Annotated in this window: 18 protein-coding genes and 1 tRNA gene; 8 read left to right on the forward strand and 11 right to left on the reverse strand. The window is 72.4% G+C overall.

Annotated features, from left to right (window positions below; genetic code table 11):
* Positions 1-86: 86 nt before the first annotated feature.
* Positions 87-1313, forward strand: coding sequence for an acyl-CoA dehydrogenase family protein (locus tag ABTY61_RS25840; protein WP_350507453.1), 1227 nt, complete (start codon positions 87-89; stop codon positions 1311-1313).
* 16 nt (positions 1314-1329) lie between these two features.
* Here ABTY61_RS25840 and ABTY61_RS25845 read toward each other — a convergent pair whose 3' ends face one another.
* The 3 genes from ABTY61_RS25845 to ABTY61_RS25855 form a co-directional block, all read right to left on the reverse strand.
* Positions 1330-1932 carry a phosphatase PAP2 family protein gene (locus tag ABTY61_RS25845; RefSeq protein WP_350507454.1) on the reverse strand — a complete coding sequence of 201 codons (603 nt, stop codon included), beginning with the start codon at positions 1930-1932 and terminating at the stop codon, positions 1330-1332.
* Positions 1933-2053: 121 nt separating this feature from the next.
* Positions 2054-2863: an enoyl-CoA hydratase/isomerase family protein gene (locus ABTY61_RS25850; protein WP_350507455.1), complete on the reverse strand. Its 810-nt coding sequence runs from the start codon at positions 2861-2863 to the stop codon at positions 2054-2056.
* A gap of 34 nt (positions 2864-2897) precedes the next feature.
* Complete coding sequence (locus ABTY61_RS25855; RefSeq protein WP_350507456.1) at positions 2898-3587, reverse strand: TetR family transcriptional regulator; 690 nt, start codon at positions 3585-3587, stop codon at positions 2898-2900.
* A 283-nt stretch (positions 3588-3870) separates the two neighbouring features.
* Between ABTY61_RS25855 and ABTY61_RS25860 the strand changes: the two genes are divergently transcribed.
* Positions 3871-5361, forward strand: a complete 1491-nt coding sequence (locus tag ABTY61_RS25860; protein ID WP_350507457.1) for an MFS transporter — start codon at positions 3871-3873, stop codon at positions 5359-5361.
* Between the two features lie 156 nt (positions 5362-5517).
* On the opposite strand, the gene ABTY61_RS25865 is transcribed toward ABTY61_RS25860, so the two are convergent.
* Positions 5518-6069, reverse strand: coding sequence for a GNAT family N-acetyltransferase (locus tag ABTY61_RS25865; protein WP_350507458.1), 552 nt, complete (start codon positions 6067-6069; stop codon positions 5518-5520).
* Between the two features lie 77 nt (positions 6070-6146).
* Here ABTY61_RS25865 and ABTY61_RS25870 point away from each other — a divergent pair, with 77 nt between their 5' ends.
* Positions 6147-6758 carry a TetR/AcrR family transcriptional regulator gene (locus tag ABTY61_RS25870; protein ID WP_350507459.1) on the forward strand — a complete coding sequence of 204 codons (612 nt, stop codon included), beginning with the start codon at positions 6147-6149 and terminating at the stop codon, positions 6756-6758.
* Positions 6759-7029: 271 nt separating this feature from the next.
* Here ABTY61_RS25870 and ABTY61_RS25875 read toward each other — a convergent pair.
* Positions 7030-7105: transfer RNA gene (locus ABTY61_RS25875), tRNA-Arg, on the reverse strand.
* A 644-nt stretch (positions 7106-7749) separates the two neighbouring features.
* On the opposite strand from ABTY61_RS25875, the gene ABTY61_RS25880 reads away from it, so the two are divergent.
* The 5 genes from ABTY61_RS25880 (at position 7750) to ABTY61_RS25900 (ending at position 13296) form a co-directional block, all read left to right on the forward strand.
* Positions 7750-8334, forward strand: coding sequence for a single-stranded DNA-binding protein (locus tag ABTY61_RS25880; RefSeq protein WP_350507460.1), 585 nt, complete (start codon positions 7750-7752; stop codon positions 8332-8334).
* Between the two features lie 353 nt (positions 8335-8687).
* Complete coding sequence (locus ABTY61_RS25885; protein WP_350507461.1) at positions 8688-10115, forward strand: Cys-Gln thioester bond-forming surface protein; 1428 nt, start codon at positions 8688-8690, stop codon at positions 10113-10115.
* Positions 10116-10343: 228 nt separating this feature from the next.
* A complete protein-coding gene (ettA, locus tag ABTY61_RS25890; protein ID WP_031077191.1) occupies positions 10344-12008 on the forward strand; it encodes an energy-dependent translational throttle protein EttA in 1665 nt (554 codons plus the stop codon).
* Positions 12009-12118: 110 nt separating this feature from the next.
* On the forward strand, positions 12119-12562 hold the full coding sequence (locus tag ABTY61_RS25895) for an acyl-CoA thioesterase (RefSeq protein WP_350507462.1): 444 nt from the start codon (positions 12119-12121) through the stop codon (positions 12560-12562).
* Positions 12563-12603: 41 nt separating this feature from the next.
* Positions 12604-13296, forward strand: a complete 693-nt coding sequence (locus tag ABTY61_RS25900; protein ID WP_350507463.1) for a DUF8010 domain-containing protein — start codon at positions 12604-12606, stop codon at positions 13294-13296.
* 42 nt (positions 13297-13338) lie between these two features.
* On the opposite strand, the gene ABTY61_RS25905 is transcribed toward ABTY61_RS25900, so the two are convergent.
* From ABTY61_RS25905 to ABTY61_RS25930, 6 genes are all read right to left on the reverse strand, one after another.
* Entirely contained in the window at positions 13339-13740 is a 402-nt protein-coding gene (locus tag ABTY61_RS25905) for a globin (RefSeq protein ID WP_350507464.1), read from the reverse strand.
* Between the two features lie 181 nt (positions 13741-13921).
* Positions 13922-15064: an ABC transporter permease gene (locus ABTY61_RS25910; protein ID WP_350507465.1), complete on the reverse strand. Its 1143-nt coding sequence runs from the start codon at positions 15062-15064 to the stop codon at positions 13922-13924.
* Positions 15061-15978: an ABC transporter ATP-binding protein gene (locus tag ABTY61_RS25915; protein ID WP_350507466.1), complete on the reverse strand. Its 918-nt coding sequence runs from the start codon at positions 15976-15978 to the stop codon at positions 15061-15063. Before ABTY61_RS25915 ends, ABTY61_RS25910 begins: the two co-directional genes overlap by 4 nt.
* Positions 15979-16134: 156 nt before the next feature.
* Complete coding sequence (locus ABTY61_RS25920; protein WP_350507467.1) at positions 16135-17316, reverse strand: FHA domain-containing protein; 1182 nt, start codon at positions 17314-17316, stop codon at positions 16135-16137.
* Between the two features lie 84 nt (positions 17317-17400).
* A complete protein-coding gene (locus ABTY61_RS25925) occupies positions 17401-18756 on the reverse strand; it encodes a vWA domain-containing protein (protein WP_350507468.1) in 1356 nt (451 codons plus the stop codon).
* Between the two features lie 96 nt (positions 18757-18852).
* The gene (locus ABTY61_RS25930; RefSeq protein ID WP_350507469.1) at positions 18853-20226 is read right to left on the reverse strand and encodes a protein phosphatase 2C domain-containing protein; all 1374 of its coding nucleotides are present in this window, start codon (positions 20224-20226) and stop codon (positions 18853-18855) included.

Genomic DNA, 20226 nt, shown 5'->3' on the forward strand with positions numbered 1-20226 from the left:
ACGATGTTACCCGGGGTAACACCCCGGTGGGTCGCATCCGGCGGCCGTGATCCCTGCGTCGTCATCCCTTCTGCGGAGGCTCCACCATGAGCAGCACGTTCTCGCTGGACCCGGGCGCGGACCAGCTCGCCGTACGCGACTGGCTGCACGGCTTCGCCGCCGACGTGATCCGCCCCGCCGCCGCCGAGTGGGACGAGCGCGAGGAGACCCCCTGGCCGGTCATCCAGGAGGCCGCCAAGCTGGGCATCTACTCGCTGGACTTCTACGCCCAGCAGTACTTCGACCCCTCCGGCGTCGGCATCCCGATCGCCATGGAGGAGCTGTTCTGGGGCGACGCGGGCATCGGGCTGTCCATCGTCGGCACCACGCTGGCCGCCGTCGCGGTGCTCGCCAACGGCACCGACGAGCAGATCGGCACCTGGACCCCGCAGATGTTCGGCACCCCGGACGACGTCAAGGTGGCCGCCTTCTGCTCCTCCGAGCCGGACGCCGGCTCCGACGTGGGCGCGCTGCGCACCCGGGCCGTCTACGACGAGGCCAAGGACGAGTGGGTGCTCAACGGCACCAAGACCTGGGCCACCAACGGCGGGATCGCCGCCGTGCACGTGGTGGTGGCCAGCGTCGACCCGGAGCTGGGCACCCGCGGGCACGCCTCCTTCGTCGTCCCGCAGGGGACCCCCGGGCTGAGCCAGGGCCAGAAGTTCAAGAAGCACGGCATCCGCGCCTCGCACACCGCCGAGGTGGTGCTGGACGGCGTCCGGGTGCCCGGCAGCTGCCTGCTCGGCGGCAAGGAGAAGCTGGACGAGCGGCTGGCCCGGGCCCGCGAGGGCGTCAAGCGCTCGGGCGGCCGGGGCAACGCGGCGATGGCCACCTTCGAGGCCTCCCGCCCGGCCGTGGGGGCACAGGCGATCGGCATCGCCCGGGCTGCGTACGAGGTGGCGCTGGACTACGCGCGGACCCGGGAGCAGTTCGGCCGCCCGATCATCGACAACCAGGGCGTGGCCTTCCAGCTCGCCGACATGAAGACCCGGATCGACGCGGCCCGGCTGCTGGTCTGGCGGGCGTCCTGGATGGCCGCCAACAACCAGCCGTTCACCGCGGCCGAGGGCTCGATGTCCAAGCTGTACGCGGGGGAGACGGCCAAGTTCGTCACCGCGCAGGCGATGCAGATCCTCGGCGGCAACGGCTTCACCCGGGAGTACCCGGTGGAGCGGATGCACCGGGACAGCGCGATCTACACGATCTTCGAGGGGACCAGCGAGATCCAGCGGCTGGTCATCGCCCGGGCGATCTCCGGGATGCCCATCCGCTGAGCCCTGCCGGCGGGCCCTACCGGGTGAGCCAGAAGGTGAGCCCGGCGGTGAGCGAGCCGACCACCGCGCCGACGATCGTCTGCGCGGTGGTGTGGTCCCGCAGCACCACCCGGGACCAGCCGATCACCGCGACCAGCGGGTAGAGCAGCAGCCAGAGCGGGCCGAGCGCGATGCCGAGGCAGGCCACCGCGCCGGCCGCCACGGCGGTGTGCACGGAGACCTTCCACCAGACGGTGATCACCAGGATCGGCACCAGCGAGGCGAACATCGCCGCCACCATCGCGGTGAGGTCGCGCGGGGCGTGCGCCAGGATCATCACCGCGAAGCTGACCGCGACCGAGCCCATGATGAACGGGATGACGGTCAGCCGGCGCTGCCGGTGGCCGACGTGGCGGTCCTCCAGGGTGCCCTTGCGGATGCCGCGCTGGATGAACAGGGTCGGGATGACGGCCGCGAACAGCGCGGCGAAGGCGGCCCAGCCGAGGCCGGGCCAGCCGTAGCGCAGGGCGCCGATCAGCAGGCAGACCGCGATGATCACGTTCTTCGGCTCGACGCCGTCGGTGACCCGGCGGGCCCAGGTCGTCCGGCTGGTGGGGGCGGTCGTGGCCTCGGTGGTCATCGGGGTGCGTGCTCCGGGTGGGGAAGGGCGGTCAGCGGCTCAGCGCTGGTCGGATGATCGTACGTGAGCCGCGGGTCGCTCGTGCGGGGTCAGAGCCGTGCGGGGTCAGAACCGCGCGGGGTCAGAACCGCGCCGGGCGGCCCTCCAGGAACGCGGCCAGCCCCTCGTGCACGTCCGACGCCTCCCGTGAGCGCCGCTCCCAGGGCGCCAGTGCCTCGGCCGCCCGTTCCGCCGGGACGGCCAGCGCGGCCTTGACCGCGCCGATGGTCTGGGTCGAGCGGCTGGTCAGCAGTCGGGCGAACTCCAGTGCGGCGGCGTCCAGTTCGGCGTCCGGCAGGACCCGCTCGGCGAGGCCCAGCGGCAGCGCGTCCCGGCCGCGCACCAACTCGCCGGAGAACAGCAGGTACTTGGCCCGGGCCGGGCCGACCAGCCGGGCCAGCCGCAGGGTCGGCACCGCCGGGTAGACCACGCCGAGCTTGGCCGGGGTGATCCCCAGCCGGGCGTCCTCGGCGACGAAGCGCAGGTCGCAGGCGACGGCCAGCTGGCAGCCGCCGCCCACACAGGCGCCGTGCACCACGGCGAGGGTCGGGTGGGGGAAGGCCGCGAGCGCCTCCTCGGCGGCCACGTTGACCGCGTGGTAGGCGTCCGCGCGCTGCGGATCGCCGTACACCTCGGCGAGTTCGGCGATGTCCGCGCCCGCGCTGAAGGTGTTGCCGGCGCCGGTCAGCAGCAGGGCGCGCACGCCCTGCTGCTCGGCGAGCTGGTCCAGGACCTTCGGCAGCGCCTGCCAGATCGCCAGGGTCACCGCGTTGCGGCGGTGCGGGCGGGCGAACTCCAGGACCGCGACGCCGTCCTCGCCGACGTGGGCGTTCAGGCCCTCGGCCTGGGCGGGCAGGGTGGAGCGGTCCCGCGTGAGCAGCGGCTGGTCCATGGGCACCTCCGTCGGGCGTGGTGCCCCCACTCTCTCAGGCCGCTCCGGCGCAGTACGCCCCGAGGCCGTGCTCGACCACGGCGAAGGCGCGGCGGGCCTCGTCGAGGGCGTCCGGCAGGGCGTCCCCGGCACGCTCGCCGGCCAGCATCCGGAGGTGGTTGCCGCCGATCAGGGTCAGCCGGACGGCGAGCAGCTGGCCGGCGGCGACCTTGGCGGTCAGCCCGTCGTGGTCCGGGTCCTGGGTGCGCAGCTCGTCGGCGAGCAGGTTCTGGGCGCGTCGGTCGAAGGCGGAGGTGGCGCGCAGGGCCAGCGCCGGGGTGGCGTGGATCAGCCGGATGACGTCCAGCACCACCGGGTCGTCGTTCAGGCCGGTGGCCGGGTCCCGGCGCTCCAGCGCGGCGAGGAAGTGCTCGCGCAGCGCCGCCACCGCCGAGCTGCCCGGGGCACGTTCGCGCACCACCCGGGCCGGCTCGTCGAGGTGCTGCTCCATCGGGCCGAGGACCAGGTCCTCCTTGGTCGGGAAGTAGTTGAAGACGGTCATCTTGGAGACCTCGGCGGCGGCCGCGATCTCGGCCACCGAGACCTGGTCGAAGCCCCGTTCGGCGAACAGGCCGATGGCCGCGCGGAAGATCCGGCTGCCGGTCTGGATCTTCTTGCGCTCGCGCAGCGGGAGCGCGTCGAGGTCGCGGTCGGGGCCGAGGTCCAAGCCGTGGTGGATCGCCATGTGAAGACTGTACCAGGATCAAAGGTTGACCAGGCAGAAAGATTGAACGGGATGAAAGATTGGTCTGGATGAAGAATTGACCCAGTCCAAAATGCCTGCCATGGTGGTGACGAGCCCGCCGGACCGCACCGGTCGGGGCCGACTCCACTGATTCCGGGGGGACTTCCCGATGGCACCCGCTGCCCAGACATCCGCCGCCCAGGCACCTGCTGCCCGGACACCCGTTGGCGGACCACCCGCCGCTGCCGCCCGGAACGCGCCCGACCGGGCCGGATCCACCCTGATGACGGTCGCCCAACGGCAACTCGGCACGCTGCTCTGCCTGGTGACGATCGTGCTGGCCGTCCTCGACTCCAACATCGTCTCGGCGGCCACCGTCCCGATCGTCCGCGACCTCGACCCGGTCCACGGCGTCGACCGGCTGCCCTGGCTGGTCAGCGCCTTCTCGCTGGCCGCCACCGCGCTGCTCCCGCTCTACGGGAAGCTCTGCGACGTCTACGGCGCCAAGCGGGTGCTGCTCGGCGCGGTCGGCGTCTTCCTGTGCGGCTCGGCGCTCTGCGGTGCCGCGCAGTCGATGGGCGAGCTGATCGCCTTCCGGGCCGTCCAGGGCATCGGTGGCGGCGGGCTGATGAGCGTGACCATGGTGGTGATGGCCCAGCTCCAGGACCCGGAGGAGCGCGGCAAGGGCAAGGGCGGCGCGGTCGGCGGGATCGTCGCGGGCCTCGGCATGGCGATCGGCCCGCTGGTCGGCGCCCTGTTCACCGACCACCTCGGCTGGCGCTGGATCTTCTACGTCAACCTGCCGCTCGGCCTGCTCGTCCTGGTCGGCGTCGCCCTGGTGATCAAGCTGCCGCGCCGCCTCGGCCGGCGCGGCCTGGACTTCCTCGGCGCCACCCTGGCCGCCGCCTTCGCCACCGGGCTGCTGCTGGTCACCGAGTGGGGCGGCAAGGACTACGCCTGGACCTCGCCGGTGATCCTCGGGCTGGCCGTCGCCACGCCGGCCGCGCTCGGGCTCTTCCTGTGGCGCCAGGCCACCGCCGCCGAGCCGGTGCTGCCGCTCTCGCTGTTCCGGATCCCGGTGGTGCGGATCGGCTTCGCGATCCAGGGCCTGGTCGGGATGGGCATGATGGGCGCGATCGTCTACGTGATGATCTACCTGCAGATCGCCCGCGGGGTCGCCCCGACCACGGCCAGCCTCTACCTGATGCCGATGGCCGCCGGGATGACCGGGGTCGGCCTGCTCGCCACCCGGCTGATCGCCCGCGGCCACCGGCCGCGCACCTTCCTGATCGCCGGCTCGGGCGTCTCGGTGCTCGCCCTGGCCCTGCTCGCACTCAGCGGCCCGGACACCCCGCTGTGGGCGGTGGGCGCCGAACTCGCCCTGCTGGGAGCCGGGTTCGGGCAGCTGATCGGGCAGCTGATCACGCTGGTGCAGGACACCGCCCCGGGCGAGCAGCTCGGCGTCGCCACCACCGGCATCCGGTTCTTCCAGACCCTCGGCAACGCGCTCGGCGCGGCGCTCTTCGGGACGGTGCTGACCCGGGTGTTCGAGTCCGGTGAGCCCGGGCGGTCGCTCTCCGCGGTGCGGGCGCTGACCGGCGCGGCCCGGGAGCACGCGCTGCGGAGCTTCACGGACGCCGTGGACGTGGTCTTCCTGGCGGCGGGCGGGGTGATGGTCCTGGTGCTGCTGCTGGCGCTGCGGCTGCGCTCGGCGGAGGCGGTGGGGTCGGAGGGGTCGGTGGGGTCGGCGGAGGCGCCGGTGCCGGCCGCCTGAGGTTTGAGGCCCGAGACCTGAGACCTGAGACCTGAGGCCCGAGGCCCGAGGTCTCGGGGGGCGGAGCCGGAGCGGGGCGCGGTGGACCACGGGGGTCTCCACCGGGCCCCGCTCCGGCTTTTCGCGCCCGGCCCCGGCGAGGGGTGCGGCGGGCCGTCAGGCCTTCGCGGCGGCGTGCTCCGAGGCCAGGACGGCCCAGATCTCCTTGTCCTGGCGGACCCCGTTGTGCAGGAACCACTCCCGCAGCACGCCCTCCCGCCGCATCCCGACCCGCTCGGCCACGGCCCGGCTGCGGGCGTTGACGGCCGAGCACCACCACTCGGCGCGGTGCAGGCCCCGGGTGGTGAAGGCGTAGTCGAGCAGCAGTCGGACGGCGGCGGTGATCAGCCCGCCGCCCTCGCCGGCCGGCTCGGTCCAGGCGCCGATCTCGCAGTTGCCGTTCTTGGTGTCGAACTGCACGAACATCACGCCGCCGACCAGGGTGCCGTCGCGCCAGATGCCGTAGATCCGGCCCGAGTCGGCGGCCTGGCGGTCGGCGTAGCGCTGCAGGGTGGCGCGGGCCGAGTCCAGGTCGGTGGAGAAGGTGGCCCACGGGATCCACGGGTCGGTGTGGGCGCGGGCGCGGTCGATGTGGGCCAGGAACTCGGGGGCCTGCCAGGGCTCCAGCGGGCGCAGTTCGGCGTTCTCGGCGAGCGGGACGGAAAACACGGGCGGGCCTTTCGAGGGTGGGGCTTCGAGCTGTCCGGATCATTCATAACAAACGTTTGGTATGTACGATAGCCCCCATGACGCCAGCCCGTGGAGACCATGACGCGCGCCGCTCGGAAGTCTCCGAGGGGGTGTGGCGGGTGCTCTCCACCCGGGGCTTCGAGGGGCTGACCCTGCGTGCGGTGGCGGCCGAACTGGGTGCCTCCACCGGCCTGCTGACGCATTACTTCCCGAACAAGCGGGCGCTGCTGAGCCACGCCCTGGAGGAGCTCGACCGCCGCTCCGCCGCCCGGCCCCGGCGGCTGGCCCCGGCCGACGGCACCCCGCCGCCGCCCGAGGGGCTGGCCCGGCTGCGGGCCGCGCTGCTCGACGTGCTGCCGCTGGACGAGGCGACCGAGTCCGGCAACCGGATCTGGGTCAGCTCCTGGGACGTCGCCCTGGCGGACCCGGAGCTGGCGGCCGCGCACGCGGGGCGCTACGCCCGGTCGCGGGTGGCGCTCACGGCGCTCGTGGCGGACGCCCAGCGGCTCGGCGAACTCCCGGCCGGCGCCGATCCCGCCGGGCTCGCGGCGGGTGCGCAGGCCTTCGTGCTGGGGCTGGTGGTGCAGTCGCTGTTCGCCCCGGCGGAGTTCCCGGCTGAGCGGCAGACCGCTCTGCTCGACGCCTATCTGGCGGGGCTGACGGCTTAGGGCCTGTCCTGGGGCCGGCTCCTGAGGGCGGAGGCCCCCGGGCGCGGGTGTCCGGCTTTTGCCGGATTTCGCCGGTCGGGCTGTTCGGGCGGTTGTTTCGCTCGGGGGTGGGGGATTCGCCCGGAATTCCGGGTTTTCGCCCGTGCGGCTTTCGCGGCGGTCATGACACGCATTGTCACGGGTTATGCGCGGTGGGTGTTGGATTACCCGGAGGTCCGGGGCGGCCACGGAAAGTGTTCACGGCCGCGATGGCCTGCGGGAATTCGCGGGGTGGTGCCCCCAGCAGGATTCGAACCTGCGACCTACCGCTTAGAAGGCGGGTGCTCTATCCGCTGAGCTATGGGGGCGGGACGGACGGCGCCCTCGCGGGCGTGACCGTGGCCGGGATCGGGCGGCGGGCGCTGGGGGCGCTCGTTGTCCGGCCCCGTACCTGGGGGTGGGGGTGGGGGTTGGCGGGCCCTCGCCCTGTCGGGGACAGGATAAGGGTGTCCAGTTCCTCGGCCGGCGTGACGACACCGTCGTTGGTGTGTCGGTTCGGTGGAGCGGTCCGATAATCGCAGGTGGAGACCGTGTGTGCAGCGGTCTGGGACAGTTCCGGGCCGGACGTTGTGCAGTCGTTACGGGGCTGCCTCCCCACCCGTTATGGATTCGACACGGAGAATGTCCCGCCGTCGGTGCGGGTGGGGGGTCCTATTCGCCTCGGCTCCGGTCGGATGACGTGCGCGGACGGCCCGGCCGGGTGTTCCGGCGCGCTGCGGGGGCGGCCGCGATCTGCCGGTTTGTTGTCATGAGCGCGAAGAGAAGGCCCTCTCGCGGGCTGCGAAGGCCGAAATTCACCCCTGTGAGTGACAGCCGTTTTTCACCCTGCCGATCGGCCTACTAGTTGTCCACAGGATTTCGGAACCCGGTGGTCGGGATTTCTTCCGGGACGCACTCTGAACCCGCACCGCTCGATTCCGTACGGTGCATCGGCGAGAACGGAGAGTGCGCTGTGAACGAGGTTCAGGTGACGGTGCTCGGCAATGTCGTGACCGAGGTGAGCTACGGGGAAACCGCCGGCGGGGTGCCGATGGCGCACTTCCTCCTCGGCTGCACGGAGCGGCGGTACGACCGCGAGCGGTCCTGCTGGGCGGACGGCGAGACGCAGTGGCTGAGGGTGACGGCCTGGCGGGCGCTCGCGGTGAATCTGATCGGCTCGCTGGCCAAGGGCGAGCCGGTGTTGGTGACGGGCCGGCTGCGGGTGCGGGAGTGGACGCAGGGGGAGGTGAAGCGCAGTCGGGCCGAGATCGACGCCCGGTCGATCGGACACGATCTCAGCCGCGGTACCTCGGCGTTCCGTTGGGCGACGGGCGTGCGCGGGCAGCCCTCGGCCGTGGCGGGGCCGCCCGGCGCGGAGCCCGCGGGCGAGCCGGTGCCCGGCTGGATCGTCAACGCGCTGGAGTCGCGCCGGGCCTCGGCGGTGGCCGCGGCGCCCGGCTCGCGCGGGCCGTCGCCCGGGGGCGGGGCGGTGACGGAGCAGCAGGGGTCGGTGTCCGAGGGGGAGCGTGGAGGTGGCGGTGAGGTGATGTCGAGTTGACCGGTCGGCGACCTTCCCTGTCGACAAATATGTTGATCGAGAACGTCGTTGCGCCTGCACGCGCAATCTCGTCCGGATAACGGAAAGTCACGCGGGGATTCTGTCGAAGCGTCAGCTTGTGTGGAACCTGGGAGGATTGATAACGATCCAGATACGGTATCGTCCTGATTTCGCATGGGGGTTTCGGGGCCTCCGGGGCTCAATAGGATTCGTTTGGTTCAACCCGCAGCAGTGCCACAGGGGGCACGCGCGGCACGGCAAGTCGGCGGGCTGCCCACTCGGTGCGGCCCGCTCCGGAGGGATTCCAGATGTTCAAGCGGCAGGGGCGGAGTCTGTCCCGCATAACCACTGTCATGCTCACGACCAGCGTAGCGCTGGGCGGAGGCCTGTTCGCGGCCGGTGCGGCGGTCGCGGCCGACACCCCGGCTTCGGGTGTGACCGCGATCGTCCAGCCGGACATGTTCGGCGAGCGGGTCGACGTCCAGGGCAAGGAGAGCGTCGACGCGGGCCTGTTCACCCTCAAGACGACCTCCGGTGAGCTGCTGCAGACCTACTGCATCGACTTCGACAACCCGGTGTACCTGGACAGCAAGGCCAAGTACCACGAGGCCGACTGGTCCGCGAGCTCCCTCAACGGCAACGCGAACGCCCCCAAGATCCGCTGGATCCTGGAGAACTCGTACCCGCAGGTGCCGATCGACGCCCTGCGCAAGGCGATCGGCGACGACGAGCTCTCGGAGAAGGACGCCGCGGCGGGCACCCAGTCCGCGATCTGGAAGTTCTCGGACAACAAGACCGCGACCCCGCGCAACGAGCACGCCACGAAGCTGCGCGACTACCTCACGGGCGACGCCAACAAGGGCGTCGCGGCCGAGCCGAAGCCCTCGCTGACCCTCACCCCGGACTCCGTCTCCGGCAAGTCCGGTGCCAAGCTCGGCCCGTTCGTGCTGAACACCAGCGCCAACGAGGTCAAGCTCGCCGTCTCCGGCGACGCCGCCGACAAGATCAAGGTGCTGGACAAGGACGGCAAGCAGGTCAACGGCACGCTGGCCGGCCCGGTCGCCAAGGACACCCAGCTGTTCCTGGACATCCCCGGCGGCACCCCGGACGGCAAGGCCGTGCTCAAGGCCACCGCCGACACCACCGTCCTCAGCGGCCGGGTCTTCATGAGCGGCCTGGACGACCGGGGCAACCACAGCCAGACCATGATCCTGGCCGGCTCCAAGAAGCTCAGCGCCGCGGCCGCGGGCCAGGCCGCCTGGAAGCAGGGCCAGGGCGCGATCGTCGACAGCTCCGCCAAGGAGGAGTGCGCCAACGGCGGCGTGCGCGTCTCCGTCACCAACACCGGTGACCAGCCGGCCGAGGTGACCGTGCAGCCCGGCCAGAAGGTCACCGTGCAGCCCGGCAAGACCGAGACCGTGCTGGTCAAGGTTGCCGAGAAGACCAAGTACGACATCACCGTGAGCGGCCCGAACGGCTACTCCAAGAAGTTCTCCGGCGTGCTCGACTGCAAGACCGGCGTGACCCCGACCGGCGCCCCGACCACCCCGGCCGCCACCGGCACCGGCACCGCCACCCCCTCGGGCACCCCGAGCACCGGTGCCGCCCACCCGGTTCCGTCCACCACCAGCGCCGCCCCGGGCACCGGTGGCCTGGCCCAGACCGGTGCCAGTGACTCCACCCCGATCCTCGCCGCCGTCGCCGGTGGCCTGGTCGTGGCCGGTGGCGCCGCGGTCTTCGTCCTGCGCCGCCGTGGCCGTCACGGTCGCACCACCGCCTGAACCGTCTGAGCACCGGGCCGGGAGGTGCTGACCTCCCGAGACCCTGAACCAGCGGAACCGGCCCGGTTCCCCGCACCAGCTGCGGGGGGCCGGGCCGTCGTGCTTCCCGGCGCGGCCGTCCGGGATACCCCGGTGGGGGTCACCCGGGCGGTTCGGGGCTTCCGGCCGGGTGCGGCACAATGGAAGGCTGCAAGCCGAATACTCCCGACGACGCCGGAGCGATCTCACGTGGCGGAATACATCTACACGATGCGCAAGGTGCGCAAGGCGCACGGAGACAAGGTCATCCTTGACGACGTGACGCTCAGCTTCCTCCCCGGGGCGAAGATCGGCGTCGTGGGCCCCAACGGTGCCGGTAAGTCCACCGTGCTGAAGATGATGGCCGGCCTGGAGCACCCCTCCAACGGCGACGCCTTCCTCTCGCCGGGCTTCACCGTCGGCATGCTGCTCCAGGAGCCGCCGCTCGACGAGTCCAAGACGGTCCTGGAGAACGTCCAGGACGGCGTCAAGGAGATCAAGGGGAAGCTCGACCGCTTCAACGAGATCGCCGAGCTGATGGCGACCGACTACTCGGACGCCCTCCTCGAGGAGATGGGCAAGCTCCAGGAGGAGCTGGACCACGCCGAGGCCTGGGACCTGGACGCCCAGCTGGAGCAGGCCATGGACGCCCTGGGCTGCCCGCCCGGCGACTGGGCGGTCACCAAGCTCTCCGGTGGCGAGAAGCGCCGCGTCGCGCTCTGCAAGCTGCTGTTGGAGGCCCCCGACCTGCTGCTGCTCGACGAGCCCACCAACCACCTCGACGCCGAGTCGGTGAACTGGCTGGAGCAGCACCTGGCCAAGTACAAGGGCACCGTCGTGGCCGTCACCCACGACCGGTACTTCCTCGACCACGTCGCCGAGTGGATCCTGGAGCTCGACCGCGGCCGCGCCTACCCGTACGAGGGCAACTACTCCACCTACCTGGAGACCAAGCAGTCCCGTCTCAAGGTCGAGGGGCAGAAGGACGCCAAGCGCGCCAAGCGCCTCAAGGAAGAGCTGGAGTGGGTCCGCTCCAACGCCAAGGGCCGCCAGGCCAAGTCCAAGGCCCGCCTCGCCCGTTACGAGGAGATGGCGGCCGAGGCCGACAAGATGCGGAAGCTGGACTTCGAGGAGATCCAGATCCCGCCGGGCCCGCGCCTGGGCAGCGTCGTCATCGAGGTCGAGAACCTCAACAAGGCCTTCGGCGAGAAGGTCCTGATCGACGACCTCAGCTTCACCCTGCCGCGCAACGGCATCGTCGGCATCATCGGCCCCAACGGCGCCGGCAAGACCACCCTGTTCAAGATGCTCCAGGACCTGGAGACCCCGGACTCCGGCAAGGTCAAGGTCGGCGAGACCGTCAAGATCAGCTACGTCGACCAGAGCCGCGCCAACATCGACCCGAAGAAGACCCTCTGGGAGGTCGTCTCCGACGGTCTGGACTGGATCAACGTCGGCCAGGTCGAGATGCCGTCCCGCGCCTACGTGTCGGCCTTCGGCTTCAAGGGCCCGGACCAGCAGAAGCCGGCCGGCGTGCTCTCCGGCGGTGAGCGCAACCGCCTGAACCTGGCGCTCACCCTCAAGCAGGGCGGCAACCTGCTGCTCCTCGACGAGCCCACCAACGACCTCGACGTCGAGACGCTCTCCTCGCTGGAGAACGCCCTGCTGGAGTTCCCCGGCTGCGCCGTGGTCATCTCCCACGACCGCTGGTTCCTGGACCGGGTGGCCACCCACATCCTCGCCTACGAGGGCGAGAGCAAGTGGTTCTGGTTCGAGGGCAACTTCGAGTCGTACGAGAAGAACAAGATCGAGCGGCTGGGCGCCGACGCCGCCCGTCCGCACCGGGCCACGTACAAGAAGCTGACCCGAGGCTGACACCCAGCTGTCACACCGGCCCGGCAGACTTCCCCCTGGGGGCGGCCTGCCGGGCCGCGGCCCGTCACCGGCGTACGGCGGCGGGCGACCGGACACCGAGGAGAACACCCGTGGCTCGCCACATCTACGCCTGCCCGCTGCGCTGGTCCGACATGGACGCCTTCGGGCACGTCAACAACGTGGTCTTCCTGCGCTACCTGGAGGAGGCCCGGATCGACTTCATGTTCACCCAGGCCGCCGAGGCCGGCGCCGGGGAGTTCGCGGGCGGTTCGGTGGTGGCCCGCCACGAGATCGACTACAAGCGCCCGCTGGTGCACCGGCCGGAGCCGGTCACCATCGAGACCCGGGTGACGAAGATCGGCAGCGCCTCGCTGACCGTCTCCTACGACATCAAGGACGTCCACGAGGACGGCTCCGAGACGGTGTACGTCCGGGCCTCCACCGTGGTCGTGCCCTACGACCTGGCCGAGGGCCGGCCGCGCCGGATCTCGCCGGTGGAGCGGGAGTTCCTCTCCCGGTTCATGGACGAGGCCCCGGTCGGCGCGGCAGTCTGAAAGTCCCAGGATCCCCCGAAACCGATTCGAGCTGAGCCGCGTTGACCGTCACCGCCCGCCTCGCCCTGACCGACACCGGTGAGGCCGCCGACCTCGCCGCCTTCCTGCTGCGCCTGCTGCGCTTCGACAAGGCGGCGGCCGTGCGGCTGCAGGCGGTCGACCCGGCCGCGGCGGACGGCGTGCTGGCGGTCTTCGGGCGGCTGCCGCTGGGCGACTCGGGCGTGCTGGCGATCCGCACGGCTCGGCTGAGCGGCCTGGGCGAGCCGGTCGACCTGACCGTCTCCGCGGGTCAGTTGCTGGACGGCGTGGACGCCGAGGCGGGCGCGGTCGCGCTGCCCGCGCCGGTGACCGGTCCGGCCTGGGCCGGGCTGCTGCCGCCGCGGGTCGGCTGGCGGCCGGTCGGAACCCCGCCGGCGGCCGAGGTGTGCCGCGAACTGATGGCGGCGGTGGGGGAGTTCCGCGAGCGCAGCGAGGCCGTCCCGGCGCACCACCGGACCCGCGCGGTGCTGGACCGGCTGGCGGACGAGGTCTGGTCCCGCCCGGTCCCGGCGCTGCCGGAGCTGCCGCTGCGCGCGGTGCACGCCTCCTACCGGATCGGCTTCCTGCGCCCCGAGGCGCCGCTCTCGGTGCACCGGGCGGGCGGCTGGCTTCGGCTGAGCTCCCCGGTGGGCTCGGTGGTGGTGCGGACGGCGGCCGCACCGGGCGCGGGGCTGGGCCTCAGCCCGCTGCGGTAGTCCAGGTGGTCCAGGTGGTTCAGGGGCCCCGGGGCCCGGGGCTCAGCCCGGGGTGTTGATCATCGAGGCGGCGGCGTAGACCAGGTAGTCCAGCAGCTGCCGCTCGTGCTCGGCGGGCAGTTCCAGACTCGCCACGGCGGCCCGCATGTGGGTGAGCCAGGCGTCGTGGGCGGCCTTGTCGACCTTGAACGGTGCGTGCCGCATCCGCAGTCGCGGGTGGCCGCGCCGGTCGCTGTAGGTGCGCGGGCCGCCCCAGTACTGCATCAGGAACAGTGCCATCCGCTCCTCGGCCGGGCCGAGGTCCTCGGGGTACATCGGCCGCAGCAACTCGTCCTCGGCGATGCCCTCGTAGAAGCGACGGGTCAGGAGCCGGAAGGTCGGCTCACCGCCGACCTGCTCGAAGAAGGTCTCCTCGCTGAACGTGCCTCGTCCGATCTCTGTCACCCGACCATGGTCGCAGACGCCGGCTGAACGGTACACCGGGACCAAAGGCGTACGACCGGTGCCACCGGAGCGTGCGCTGCGCTGTGGTGTCCTGAGGACGGTCTCGCGTTTCCCGGGGGGAGCGGACCGGTGGGCAACACCGATCCGCTCCCTGCGCCGGTTCCCGTGGGAAGGGCCTCGGTCAGGCGTCTTCCCACTTGAACAGCTTCCAGGCGAGGCCGGTGAACACGGCCGCGAACAGCAGCAGTCCGCCCATGGCCGGCAGTGCGTCCATGACGCCGCCGCCGCGGGTCAGCACCGACTGGGCGGCCGACACCAGGTGCTTGAGCGGCATGGCCTGGGAGACCGTCTTCAGCCAGCCCGGGGCGCCGTCCAGCGGGAAGAACGAGCCGGACAGGAAGGACATCGGCAGCACGATGAGCTGCGAGATGCCGTTCGCCGCCTCCTCGGTCTTGGCGATCGAACCGGCCAGCAGGCCGATCGACATGAAGGCGAGCGTCGCACAGGCCACCAGCGGGAGGATGAGCCACCAGTTGCCGGTGAGCTTGAGCCCGAAGAAGCTCGTCGCGACGACCAGGAACACGGTGGTCTGCAGGAAGGCGGTCAGCAGCGAGACCGCGATCCGGGAGCTGACCACCGCCCCGGCGCTGATCGGGGCCAGCCGCAGGCGCCGCAGCACCTTGGTCTTGCGCCAGTTGACCAGGGTCAGTGCCGCGCCGAAGACCGCGCCGGTGGCGACGGCCCAGCCGAGCAGGCCGGGGGTGAGGAACTGGATCGGCTTGAGCGACTGGTCCTCGACCTGCTGTGAGTCCAGTACGTAGGCGGCCGGCTGGTGGGTGGCCTGCTGGTTGGCCTCCTGGACGACCGAGTTGAGGATGCCCTGGAGCGCGCCGGCCTTGACCTGGTCGGCGGCGGTGTAGCGGAGCTCCACCGTGCCGTCCGGGCCCTGCTTGATCATCGCGTCGAAGTCGCCCTTGCGGACCTTCTCCAGGGTGCCGGCCTCGTCGTCGGTCCTGGTGATGGTGAGGACCTTGTCCAGGCCGACCCGAGCGTCGCCCTGGATCGAGTCGAACAGCTTGACCGCGCCGACCTGGGCGACCTTGGCGTGCGGACTGGAGGAGCCCTTGGTGACGGAGCCGAAGAACACCAGGAACACCAGCGGGAACAACAGGATGAAGAAGGTCGCGGTGCGGTCGCGCTTCATCCCGAGCAGCATCGCCCGGGACAGGCCCCAGAACGCGCTGACCCGCTCCCGCCCGTCGGCGGAGCCGGTCGAACCGCCGCGCTGGGCGGGGACCTTCGGCTCGGTGGAGGTGCTGGTCATGCGCGGAACTCCCGTCCGGTCAGCTGGAGGAAGACGTCCTCCAGGGTGGCGCCGCGCACTTCGAGGCCGCGCAGCGCGTTCTGCTCGGCGAGGACGCTGAGCACCGGGGCGGGAAGGCGGGTGGAGACGGAGAGCGAGACGGTGTCGTCCTCCAGGTTGGCGATGTCGGCGCCGGCCGCGGCCAGCAGCTCGCGGGCCCGCTCGACCGGCAGCTGGCCGGACGCCACGCTGATCCGGACGGTGTCGTCGATCTCGCGGATCAGCGCCGCCGGGGCGCCGGTGTGCAGGATCTTGCCGTGGTCCATGATCGAGACCCGGTCGCAGAGGACCTCGGCCTCGTCCAGGTAGTGGGTGGTCAGGACGACGGTGCGGCCCTCGGCGTTGATGTCCCGCAGCAGGTCCCAGAGGTTGCGGCGGGCCTGTGGGTCGAGGCCGGTGGTGGGCTCGTCCAGGAAGACGAGCTCCGGGTCGTGGACCAGGGCGCAGGCGATCGACAGGCGCTGGGCCTGGCCGCCGGACATCTGGTCGGTGAGGGTCGAGGCCTTGTCGGAGAGTCCGACCCGCTCCAGCATCGCGTCGGCCCGCTTGGGGCCGACCCCGTAGAACGAGGCGAAGGTGCGGATGGTCTCCCGGGCCGTCAGCTTCCGGAAGAAGGCGGAGGCCTGGAACTGCACGCCGATGCGCGGCAGCAGCTTCGGGTTGCGCGGCCAGGGGGCCATCCCCAGCAGTTCGACCCGGCCCTCGTCGGGCTTCCGGACCCCTTCCAGGATCTCCATGGTGGTGGTTTTCCCGGCTCCGTTGGGGCCCAGGATCCCGTAGAATTCGCCGGCCTCGACAGTGAACGACACCCCGTCGACGGCCTGCACGTCCCCGTACCGCTGGCGGATGCCGTCAGCGGATATAGCAGCAGTCATGAGGCCAGAGAATAGGGCTTTCGAGGCGTCTTGTGCACACCGGGGACGGGGATTTGTGGAATCCCTGAGGAAATCGCGAGAAAGCCGGGCCGGGCGAAATCCGTAATTTCGCCCGGCCCGGCCGGAGTTGCCCCTGACGGACGCTCAAAGCACAGGTCAGGCGCGGTGCACCGTGATCGTGGTCCAGGCGCCGATGTGGATTCGGTCGCCGTCGCCCAGCGGGACGGCGGTGTTCGGGGAGATCGGTTCCTCGCCCCCGTTCACGGTGGTTCCGTTGGTCGAGCCCTGGTCGACCAGCACCCAGCTGCCGTCCGCCTGTTCGGCGAGCAGCGCGTGCTGGTGCGAGGCGCCCGGGTCCTCCGGCGGCACCGACAGGTCGATCTCCGGGACGGTGCCCCGGTGCTGGCTGCGCCGGCCGATCCGCAGCTGGCCGCGGCCGGTCAGCGGGATGCGGCGCTCGGGGCAGTACGGCGGGAAGAACAGCCCGGCCGCCTCGGGGCCGCTGCGGGCCATCATGTCGGTGAAGTAGTCGCGGTCGGCCGAGACCACCGCGATCCAGTTGGCCCGGACCGGCTCGGCCGGGACGGCCTCCGGCTGGGCGCCCGGCTGGGACTGGGGCGGGGCCAGGTGGAAGGACGTGCCGAAGTCGCCGCCGCGGTTGTTCGGGCCGGGGCCGGCCGGCTGGGCGTACACCGGGCCGGAGTCCTCGCGGACCGGGGCCTCGGGGAAGGCGCCCTCCGGCGGCGGGTAGCCGTAGGTGTGGGGGTACTCCGGCTGCTGCTGGTACTCCGGGGCCTGCGGCTGGTGGTGCTGGGGCTGCGGCTGCTGGGGCTGGTGGTGCTGCGGCGGGGCCTGCGGGGCCGGGGCGGTGCCGCCGTAGGCCGCCGGGATGTTCAGCGGCGGGGGCTGGGCCGGGCCCGGGGCGGGCGCGGGTGCGCCGCCGGCCGGTACCTGGCGGCCGGAGGGCGTGGACAGCTCGTAGTCGTAGCCGCACTCCTCGCAGAACCGCCCGGTCTGCGGGCTGCGGCAGATCGGGCAGACGGCCAGGCCCTCGGTGAGCCCCTGGGGTGCCGGGGGCGGGTAGGCCCCGGGCGGCGGGTACCCGCCCGGCGGGGGGTACGCCCCCGGCGGCGCGGGCGGGGGCGGCGGCGGCGCGCCGAAGGCCGCGCCGCCGTGCTGCGGGTGTCCGGCGGGCGAGCCGGGCAGCGGGCCGCCGCCGGGCGCGCCCGGGTAGCCCCCGTGGGCGCCGGGCGCCGGGGTCGGCGGGGTCATCGGGAAGCCGCAGAAGTCGCACCAGTCCTCGGCCTGCGACTCGTGGCCCCTCGGGCAGATCGGCATCAGGTCCCCCTCGTTTCGGGCCGGTGCGGTGCGGTGTCGCGCCGGGCGGCCGGCCCGATCACGTCTTCAGCGGTCACTTCGCGGTCACTTCTTCACACGTACCGTCTTGGTCGACCGGGTCTCAAGGGTCATCGAGTCGGCCTCGCTCACGTTCTTACGGAACCGAACCGTACCCTCCTTCGGGTCGACCACGTCCACCACCTTCTGCAGCAGCTTGAAGGTGCCCTCGTTGCCGGTCGCGTGGGCGATCCGGACGGCGGCGCCGAGCTTGGCGGTGGCGGTGTCGACGTCCCCGGAGCGGTGGGCCTCCAGGCCCTCCTGGATGGAGGAGGCCAGCTCGGCCTGCCCGGTGTAGTGGGCGACCTGCGGGCTGATCCGGGTGGAGGAGGCGAGGTCGTCCGTCCAGACGGCCTTGACCAGGCCCTGGCTGAGCACCTCGGGGGTGCCGCCGCCGACCTGCGGGGGCAGCACCAGGCTGATCCGGGCGGCGAGCATCTCGTTGCCGACCGAGGCGGCCGGGACCTCGACGCAGACGTGGTAGTCGCGGCTCTCGTCGCCCCAGGAGCCGGTGGGGTAGTCGCCGGCGCGGGGACCGGCCTCGGCGCGGCGGTCGGTGAGGTCCTCGACGGCGGGGGCGACCTGCTTGACGAACTTCACGGTGGCGTTGGCCGGGGTCCAGATCCGCAGCGCGACGTCGGCTACCTGCTTGCCCATGGCGCCGGTCATCATCGAGCGGAAGTCCTCGGCGAGGCCGGAGGGTTCGGCGACGATGTCGGTGGTGCCGAGCAGTGCGGAGGAGATCTTGCGCAGCTCGTCGATCCGCCAGTCGGTGCCGACGCCGCGGCAGTCGGCGGTGAAGTGGCCGGTGACCCGCTCGATGGTGCGGGCCAGGTCTTCGGCGGACTCGTGCTCGTTGTTGCCGTCGGTGAGCAGGATGGCGTGCCGGATGGCGATGTCGCGGCGGCTGAGGAAGAGCTTGTCGGCCTTGGCCAGCCAGGTGCCCATCGCGGTGCCGCCGGCTGCGGTGAGGCGGCGCAGCGACTCCTTGGCCTGCTCCCGGGTGGTCGCCGAGGCGGTCGCCAGGGTGCCGTCGCCGGGGTAGATGTCGCGGGCCTCGTGGGTGCCGGCGACGACGGCGAAGGCGGTGCCGTCGCGCAGGGCGTCGACGGCGGCGGCGGTGGCCTCGCGGGCGCCGTTGATCTTGGTCTTGGGGTAGTCCATCGAGCCCGAGCAGTCGACCAGGATCACCACGGCCGCGTTGGCGTCGCCGCCCTGCGGGCCGGCGTCGGTGAGCCCGAGCGGGCGGCCGCCGGAGGTGCCGCCGCCGGTGGAGGTGACGGTGACGATGGCGTTGACCTCGCGGGCGCCGTCGGCCAGGTACTCGTTCTGGAAGATCTCCACGTCGAACCTGGGCAGGTTCGGCTTCGCCAGTGTTGCCATGGGGCGGTGGCTCCCGTCGGGGTGAGGGGTGGATGCGATCAGGTCGGTGGGGCGGTCCGGCGGACGGGGGCCGTCGGGCGGGTCGCGCGGATCCGGTCAGGCCGTCGGCGGGTGCGGCGGCTGCGGCGGGACGGGCGGGGTGACGGGCGGCGCGGGCGGTGCGGCCGGCGGCGGGGCCAGCGGCGGCGCGGGCGGAGCCGCCGGGACGGCCGGGCCCGGTACCGGGGGCAGCGGGGCGGCGGCGGAGCCGATCACCGGGAGGTCCGGCAGGGTCGGCTCGTAGTCCTCGTAGTCGTCGTAGGCGTTGTCGGCCCGGCCGCTGCCGGGGGCGCCGGTGGCGGGGGCGTTGGTGACGGGGGCCGGCCTGATGACCTTGAGGTCCAGCGCGGTGGGCGTCTCCTCGATCTCCGCCAGCGCGGCGGCGGACGGCTCGATCGGCAGCACCGCGACGGTGATGTTGTCGTGCCCGCCGGCCGCGACCGCGAACTTCACCAGGGTCTGGGCCGCCAGCAGCGGTTCGGTGCGGGCGTCCGGCCGGACGAAGTACGCCAGGTCGGTGGCCGCCTCGGCGTAGTTCCACAGCCCGTCGGTGCAGATCAGCAGCACTCCGGGGACGTGCGGGGTGAAGGCGAGGGTGTGCGGCACGACCTCCTCGGCGTCGGCGCCGAGCCAGCCGGTGATCGCGTGGGCGCGCGGGTCGGCGTAGGCCTCGGCCTCGCCCATCAGCCCGGCCTCGACCATCCGGGCCGCCCAGGAGTCGTCCTGGGTGAGCCGGAAGGGTTCGGCGCCGGCCCGGTCGTCCGGGATCCAGTACGCCCGGGTGTCGCCCACCCAGCCGATGGTGACCCGGCCGCCCGCCGCTATCGCGCTGACGTAGGTGCAGGCGGGGGCGTTGAGGTCGGGTCGGGTCGGGCCGGCGCCGTCGGTGGCGAGGTCGGCGACGGCCTTGGCGGCGTCGGCGATCGCCGCGCGCATCGCCCCGTCCGGGTCCCGGCCGGCCTCCAGGGAGGTCAGCAGGGACTCGGAGGCGGCGTCGACGGCGGTCTCCGAGGCCTCGTCCGGGCGGTCGGAGGAGGAGACGCCGTCGCACACCACGGCGACCACGACCGGCTCCCCGCCGGGCAGCGAGGTGGCGGCGACGGTGAAGGAGTCCTCGTTGCGGTGGTGGCGCACGCCGCGGTCGCTGACCCCGGCGACGCCCGCGAGCGCCTTCTCCATGTGGTCGCGCGGGCGCGGCTGGGCGCTCCCGCAGCCCTCGCAGTAGCCGTCCTCGGTGACCTGCGCCTGCCCGCAGTTCACGCAGACCGGCCCGCGCTGCGGCGGGACGGCCCCACCGCGGGCGGCGGCCCAGCCGGAGGGCATCGCGCCCGGGGCCGCCCGACCGTCCCGGCCGGCCCCGCAACGCCCGCAGAAGGCGTCGTCAAGGTCCATCGGCTCGGAACAGCTCGGGCACTCGGTCTGCTGCGGCAT

Source organism: Kitasatospora sp. NPDC096128, assembly GCF_040303105.1.
Classification (GTDB): domain Bacteria; phylum Actinomycetota; class Actinomycetes; order Streptomycetales; family Streptomycetaceae; genus Kitasatospora.